The organism is uncultured Slackia sp. (genome assembly GCF_944321625.1).
Classification (GTDB): Bacteria; Actinomycetota; Coriobacteriia; order Coriobacteriales; family Eggerthellaceae; genus Slackia.
In genome coordinates, this window is the sequence record NZ_CALUMA010000071.1 from 25,220 (window position 1) to 31,839 (window position 6,620).

Consider the following 6,620-nt stretch of genomic DNA (forward strand, 5'->3'; position numbering starts at 1 on the left):
TTTACTGACGCGCTGGAATGCGGAGTGTCACGCGGGCGCCGGCGATGCGTCCGGATTCGTCCGTGCGATTTTCTAACGTGAGCGTGCCGCTGTGCGCGCGAGCGATGTCGGATGCCGTGGCGAGTCCGATGCCGTAATGTGGAGCCGAAGCGCGCGGTACGGATGCGCTTGGGGCTGGGGCGCTTATAGTGTTTTCGCATGCAGTCGGCTCTTCACGGTTGTCGCTTTCCTGCCTCCCTTCATCGGTGGCTGTTGCGTCTGATTGGCTACGTGCGTCGTCGTCGCGGAAGAATCGTTCGCAGCCGCGCTCGAGAGCGGCGGGGGAGAATCCGGAGCCTTCATCTTCGACGGTGATGCGAAGGCGGTTTTGCTCGTGTGCGTTGATGCGCGTGCCGCGTTGGATGCCATCGTCAGTTCTGACGTCCTCCAGTTCGAATGCAAGGCGCACGGTTCCGCCGATGGGCGAGTGCTCGACGGCATTCGTCACAAGATTCATCACGGCGCGTTCGAGTTGCACCCGGTCGGCATCGAACGCCGCATCGCGCGGTAAGGCGATTTCCGCCGATATATGCACCCCTGCCGTCCTGGCGAACTCTTCCGCCTGGTGAGCTATATCGGCCGCAAACGCATGCGCATCCACCGAGGCGAATCGGGGCTGCGCCGCATGTCCCCGCGCTGCCTCGATGACGGCCTGCACGGCATCGTTGAGCCTGCGCGCTCCACTTGCCACCGCGTCGGCCGCTTCACGTGCATCGGCTTCCAGACGTTCGTCTTCCGCTAGATAATCGGCGTTCGCCTCCACCACGGTGAGGGGCGTTTTCAAGTCGTGCGCAAGCGCTGCCACCTGAGCACGCTGCGCTTCCTCGCCGCGCCACTGCGCCTCGAGCGACGTGGCCAAACTGACGCGCATGTTTTCCATGGCTCCCAAGATGTCGTTGATTTGGCGTACGTTGCTGGTTCCCACCGTGAAATCGAGCTCCTGCCGGCCGATCGACGACGCTGCATCCACAAGCGGCTGCATCTTGCGCGTGATGACGCGGCTCGCGCGCACGGCGAATAGGATGAGAATGGCAATGCCAAGAAGAGCGGCGAGCGCGATGAGCATGTTCTGCGGGTTGGGCAGCGCGTCGCGAAGATCGCGGGACGTGAACTGGGGCGCAAGCTCGTAGCCTAGGGCGCACCACGATCCGTCGGCCAGCTGCTGCGGCTGGATGGCGGTGTAGAGGTCGTAGTCGCTTGCGGGCTCGGCCGTGCCCAGGTCTTGCCCCTGCCGCACGAGGGTCAACGCAGTGGACAGCTGCCGCTCGTTCATATCGGTGGCAAGCACCTCGCCGTCGGCGCTTATGTGGGCGTACCAGTACGCCGAGGGAATGGCCGACGCGTCGAACGCGGCTTGGCTGCTGACCTGGTCCAACGTTTCATCGACGTGGTTGGCTCCGTAATTTGCCGGATAGACTACCTCCATGTTCATGAAGATGCTGAACCCCAGGATGAGGGACAGCGCGAGTGCCCCTATCACGACGATGCAGTAGATGAAGTAGCGCACCACCACAAGCCACAGGGGCATGCCGCGGCGATATGCGCGCTCTGGGGTGCCCGTGGCTTGGCTGTGGTTCGCCGCCGTGCTTTGCAATGATTGAACGGGATTGTTTACATCTGCCATTTGTATCCCATTCCCCAGACGGTTTGGACCGGGTCGACGCCGGCGGCCTTGAGCTTGGCGCGCGCCTTGCCCACGTGTACGGTTACGGTGGCATCATCGGAATCATTCGTCCAGCCGAACACCGATTCACGGATCTGCGAGCGACTGAAGGTCTGGCCGGCATGGCGTGCTAGAAACTCGCAGATTTCGTACTCGCTGGGCGTAAGGGGCACGCGGGCATCGTCCACGAACAGCTCGCACGCGCGCAGGTCGATGCGCACGCGTCCGAACGTAAGTGCGTTTTGATGCTCGCGACGCTCACGGCGCAGATGGGCGGCCACCTTGGCGCGTAGTTCGGCCGCGCCGAAGGGCTTGCGCAGGTAGTCGTCGGCACCCAAGCCCAACCCGTACACTGCATCCTCCTCGGCCGCCTTGGCCGTGAGGAACACGATGGGGCAGTCAGCAAGGCCGCGGATGCGGCGCACCAGCTCGAAGCCGTCGAGATTCGGCATCATCACGTCGCACAGGATGAGGTCGAAACGCGCCAGATCCATGTGAGGCACGTTCTCGGGGCACGAAACTGCGGTCACGGAATGCCCGTCGCGCTCAAGGACCCGGGCAAGGGTGTCGAGAATCGCCCGGTCATCGTCTATTGCGAGGATACGTGGCATGCGCGTTCCTTTCTATTCGCTCGCATTGTCGGCCTCGATGGCGGCACGCGCATCGGCGGGAACGTCGTTCGCTTCCACTGCATGATAATGCACGCCTGAGCTTCCTTTGACATCGAGTTGGAAGTAGCCCTCGCCCGATGCCTTGCTTCCGAAGGAAATGATGGTCACGGTTTTGACGCGGCCCTGGCTGTCGGCGGCCTGGACGTCGTAAACATAGTTTTCGCCCTGACCTGTGGCGTCATCATAGCTCCCAATGTAGGTGTCGGGCTGGGGTGACGCCGCCCACATGGTACGCCAATCGCCCGGCAGCACCCGTTCGATTACGGATTTGCCGACGGCTACCGTGCCGGAGTCGCAGCTTGCGAGCGTGAGAGGGAGGGCGATGAGCCCTAAGGCGATGAGTACGGCAGCGAGTGCCGTCTTGAGTCGCTGGGAGGCGCATTGCGAAGGCTGGGGGTCGCGGGTCATTGATGTTCCTTTCTCTTGGAGGACCTTTTTACTCTTCGTGCCGGTCGAACCATGCGAGCAGCGCGACGAGTGCGGCGGCGGAAAGCGCGAGGCAGAGCCCAGCGGTGAACAACGTCTGGGTGTGCACTTGCGCGGCGGCGTCCATTGCGATGCCTTCGATTCGGCCGCTGAGGCCGGGGGAGACCATGCCGTTCTCCACGCCGAGCGACCCTAGGCGTGCAGACCACGTGAGGGGGATGTAGCCCAGGATGCTGGGGTACGCACCGGTGAGCTCGCCGGTCATAAGTCCGTGCGCCAGGCCACCGATGGAGAAGAACGCAAGCAGCAACCCGACGGCTCCCACGCCGATTGCCGCGTTGCGTCCGAATCGCAGGGCGAGCCACGAGGAAAGGATGTAAAGCGGCGCGCTGCCCAGCGTGAGTCCGGCGATGCACCATACGTAGGCCACGGGGCTCAGCGCGCTCCGCCCAGCCAAGGCGAGGATGAGGGCGAACAACCCGATGGCGAGCGCCAGGGTCGCTGCGCCCATGAGGAACAGCATCGTTATTTTGGCTGCGACCGCCGTGGGCCGCGATGGAACCCCTGTCAGGTTCGCCATGCCGCCCGCTTCGCGTTCTGCGTCAAAGGCGAGGCCGCATACGATGCCGGCCATAAGCGGCATGAGCGCGCCGAGGAACTGCGCGTAGGCATCGGCTCCCTGCGCCGGGTTCCACGGGGCGAAGGCGAAGTACGCGCCGCATGCCGCGCCCGCCGCCAGCGCGCATGCCAGGTGCGCAGCGACGAGGGGAGACGTGCGCATGCGAATAAACTCCGACCGCAGAGCGCGAGGGAAAGTCATGCGAGGGAAGGCGGGGCGATTCGTTTCGCTGTGGCTTGCGCGTTTTCGAGTCGGCAAAGTCTGGGTTGCCGGCTTCTGTGCGCCGTCGCCGTTTTGAGCATGGGCATTCTTGCTTCCTTCATGCGTCATCGGTATCACCGTCTCTATCTTTCTTCCGCGCGATTGAGCCACGCAGCTCCTGCGGCCGTGAGGACGATGAACGATGCGGCGGCGACGCCTAAGGCGATAGCGATGTTCGCTCCGGTAAGTCCCAGGGCCTGAGCCACCTCTACGCCTGCGGAAAGCGGTTCAGCAGTAGGCAACACCGGAAGAAACGCCGTGGGAGCCACGACGGTGGCCGTGGGCGGAAACGCCGGCCAATACGGCACGAGCGACCAGCAGAACGCGCCGGCGATCTGCACCACGAGGGGCACGAAAATGCCGGCCAGCATGCCGAAGCGCGCGGTGAGGAAAAGCGTTGCAGGAATCATCCACGAGCTGGTTATCGTGATGACGATGGCAGCGGCCAGCATGGTTGCCACGCCTGCGGCGCTCGCCTCGCCGGTCACGACGGTCGCCGCCGCGTAGATGGCGAATACCACCAGGTTGGATACGAACGAGAGCGCCAAGCACCATATCGCTTTCGCCCACCAGACGCGCGCGGGGGAAGCGCCGGCGGAGAGCAGTGGGTGCAGCTTAAGGCGCGCGTCGGCGTTGGCGACACACGCGCCCATGAGCGAAAGCATGACCGCCAGAAGCAGCGCGTACCAGTAATTCCAGGGCGAAAACGATACGCCGAACTGCGGGTTCACAAAGGCATTGACAAGGGCGAGCAGCGGGAAGGGAAGCGCCATGATAACGGCGAGCCGCACGGGCGCCGCGTGCCGCGATTTGAGGGCTTCGGCGCGAACGGCGGAGGAGAGCGACCCTCCGTGCGCGAGGGATTCAAGCGCGGGTGTTTTCATCGCAGCGCACCTCCCTTGCGGCAGACGTCCATGAATAGGGCTTCCAAATCTTGACCGGGTTCAAGCTCGCCTTCGTAGGCCAAACGTCCGTTGTAGATGATGCCGATGTCGTCGGCGGTCTGCTGCACTTCCGAAAGAATGTGGCTAGACACCAGCACGGTGATGCCGCTTTGCGCGAATGAGCGAATGAGCGCCCGCAGGTCCTCGATGCCGATGGGGTCGAGGCCGTTCGCGGGTTCGTCGAGAATCAGGAACTTCGGGCGAGCGAGCAGCGCGATGGCTATGCCCAAGCGCTGCTTCATGCCCATGGAGAATTTTCCGGCACGCTTTTTGCCCGCATCCTCCAGGCCTACCGTGTGCAGCACCGCATCGATGCGCTCCTCGGGAATCCCCAGCATAGTGGTGCGCACGCGCAGGTTTTCACGCGCTGTCAGGTTGGGGTAGAGCGGCGCCGCCTCGATGAGCGATCCTATCTCGTAGAGGTCTTCGCGCGTCCAGGGGCGTCCATCGAAGACGATTTCGCCTTGAGTGGGTTGTAGCATGCCCGCGATCATCTTGAGCGTGGTGGATTTGCCTGCGCCGTTGGGGCCGAGAAGCCCGTACACGCGCCCGCGACGTACGTGCAGATTCACGTCGTTCACGGCGATCTGGGCGTTCTCGCCGCGTCCGAACCGCTTGGTGAGCCCACGCGTTTCCAGAATGCAGTCCATATATCAACCTCCTGCTTCGTTCAGGTGGGGCGCGTCGCTCGCGCCTCTCGTTCCGTCTGAGCACAAGCATGAGGCGAGAATCTAAAGAACTGCTAAAGGTTGAGAAAAGCTTGCGGTGGCGTGAGACGGAGATGATATTTGCGAGCATGCGGCCAGGGGCGCTGCAGATCGGATGCCGTCTTGTTCGAATTAGGGCTCGAACCGCCAGACGGAGTAGTGCTGCGGGTGGTCGTACACCTTGAATGATCCGCGCACGAGGGGTTGGGCCGCGGGCGCTTTCGGCATTGCGGCCTTCGACGCGCTACCGCTGGGCGGATACTTTTGAAACTCTCCTTCGTCAATCAGGCTCCACCCGGTGCGGCCTGTGTAGAAATACGTTTCTCCGTTGTCGGACATGTGCACGAGCGTGATGGGGCGCGTCGCTTCTGCCTCCACCATGGCGAGGAACTTCAACAGTACGGCGGTGGCGAACGGGTTGAACAGGTAGAAGTGCGAGTAGGGAGCGAGCGGGACGTTTAGAACGTCACCGCAGATGACTTGCAGGTTTTTCTTGTCTTTCGTCCAGGCGGCCGCGAATTCCGCCAGGGCGGGGTCGAGCTCCACGCCCGTCATGCGCCCCGGCAGGCCTGCCTCGGCGAAGTACGCCAGCGCGCGTCCCATGCCGCAGCCCACGTCAAGCACATGCGAATCAGGCGTGAGGTCGAAGTGCGCGAACAAGGCCTCCAGCACGAAATACGGCGTGGGCGTGGGGTCATGCGCCCCGGCGCTTGCGAAGCGCGTGTCCTCGAGCCGCATGAGCGAGCGCCCGCACGTCGCGACGTCGCGTGCCTCATCCGCCGCCATCAGCTGCTCTTTGGACGAGATGGCCGCTTTCGAGGTATTCGGTTTGCGGTTCGCTCGCGTTTGTCCGCCCATAGAATCACCGTCCGTTGCCCTTCGCGTCGTTGCCGGGTTCCATCCTCGCGCCTTATCGCTACGAATGCAATTCTTCTGCCAGAAAACGGGAAACTCGTGGACGTTTTTTCGAGTTTCCCGGGCAAATTGGGCGCACATTTGCGTCTTTGGACATGAAGGTGGCTTCGATTGCCCGGTATGGGGGGGTAGGTGGCTGCGGAGGACGTGAATTCGCATTCTCGAAACGCCTGGCCAGGGACTTGTCTGCAATCGCCGTCATGTGGGGATTACCGGAACGCGTCGGGATTCTCCCGGGAAAATCGAAACTCTATGTTAAACCACCGTTGACACGTCGGCGAGCTGCCTGGTCCAGTAGACCATGGCGTCGCCGAATTCGAAGTGCGTGAACCTCCTCGTCTTCCAGTACCGGCCCTCCGCCTCGTGCATGAAGAG

At 63.0% G+C, this 6,620-nt stretch carries 7 protein-coding genes; all 7 read right to left on the reverse strand.

Going from position 1 to position 6,620, the window contains the following annotated elements:
- Position 1: 1 nt before the first annotated feature.
- Positions 2–1,663 carry a HAMP domain-containing sensor histidine kinase gene (locus tag Q0J60_RS06585; RefSeq protein ID WP_294439741.1) on the reverse strand — a complete coding sequence of 554 codons (1,662 nt, stop codon included), beginning with the start codon at positions 1,661–1,663 and terminating at the stop codon, positions 2–4.
- A complete protein-coding gene (locus Q0J60_RS06590; RefSeq protein WP_294439744.1) occupies positions 1,651–2,313 on the reverse strand; it encodes a response regulator transcription factor in 663 nt (220 codons plus the stop codon). Before Q0J60_RS06590 ends, Q0J60_RS06585 begins: the two co-directional genes overlap by 13 nt.
- A gap of 12 nt (positions 2,314–2,325) precedes the next feature.
- The gene (locus Q0J60_RS06595) at positions 2,326–2,781 is read right to left on the reverse strand and encodes a hypothetical protein (protein ID WP_294439746.1); all 456 of its coding nucleotides are present in this window, start codon (positions 2,779–2,781) and stop codon (positions 2,326–2,328) included.
- Between the two features lie 28 nt (positions 2,782–2,809).
- Entirely contained in the window at positions 2,810–3,748 is a 939-nt protein-coding gene (locus tag Q0J60_RS06600; protein WP_367178806.1) for an ABC transporter permease, read from the reverse strand.
- A 14-nt stretch (positions 3,749–3,762) separates the two neighbouring features.
- Entirely contained in the window at positions 3,763–4,563 is an 801-nt protein-coding gene (locus tag Q0J60_RS06605; RefSeq protein WP_294439751.1) for a bacteriocin ABC transporter permease, read from the reverse strand.
- A complete protein-coding gene (locus tag Q0J60_RS06610) occupies positions 4,560–5,273 on the reverse strand; it encodes a lantibiotic protection ABC transporter ATP-binding protein (RefSeq protein ID WP_294439753.1) in 714 nt (237 codons plus the stop codon). The genes Q0J60_RS06605 and Q0J60_RS06610 overlap by 4 nt, the downstream gene beginning before the upstream one ends.
- Before the next feature lie 189 nt (positions 5,274–5,462).
- The gene (locus Q0J60_RS06615) at positions 5,463–6,188 is read right to left on the reverse strand and encodes a class I SAM-dependent methyltransferase (RefSeq protein ID WP_294439755.1); all 726 of its coding nucleotides are present in this window, start codon (positions 6,186–6,188) and stop codon (positions 5,463–5,465) included.
- Between the last annotated feature and the right edge of the window lie 432 nt (positions 6,189–6,620).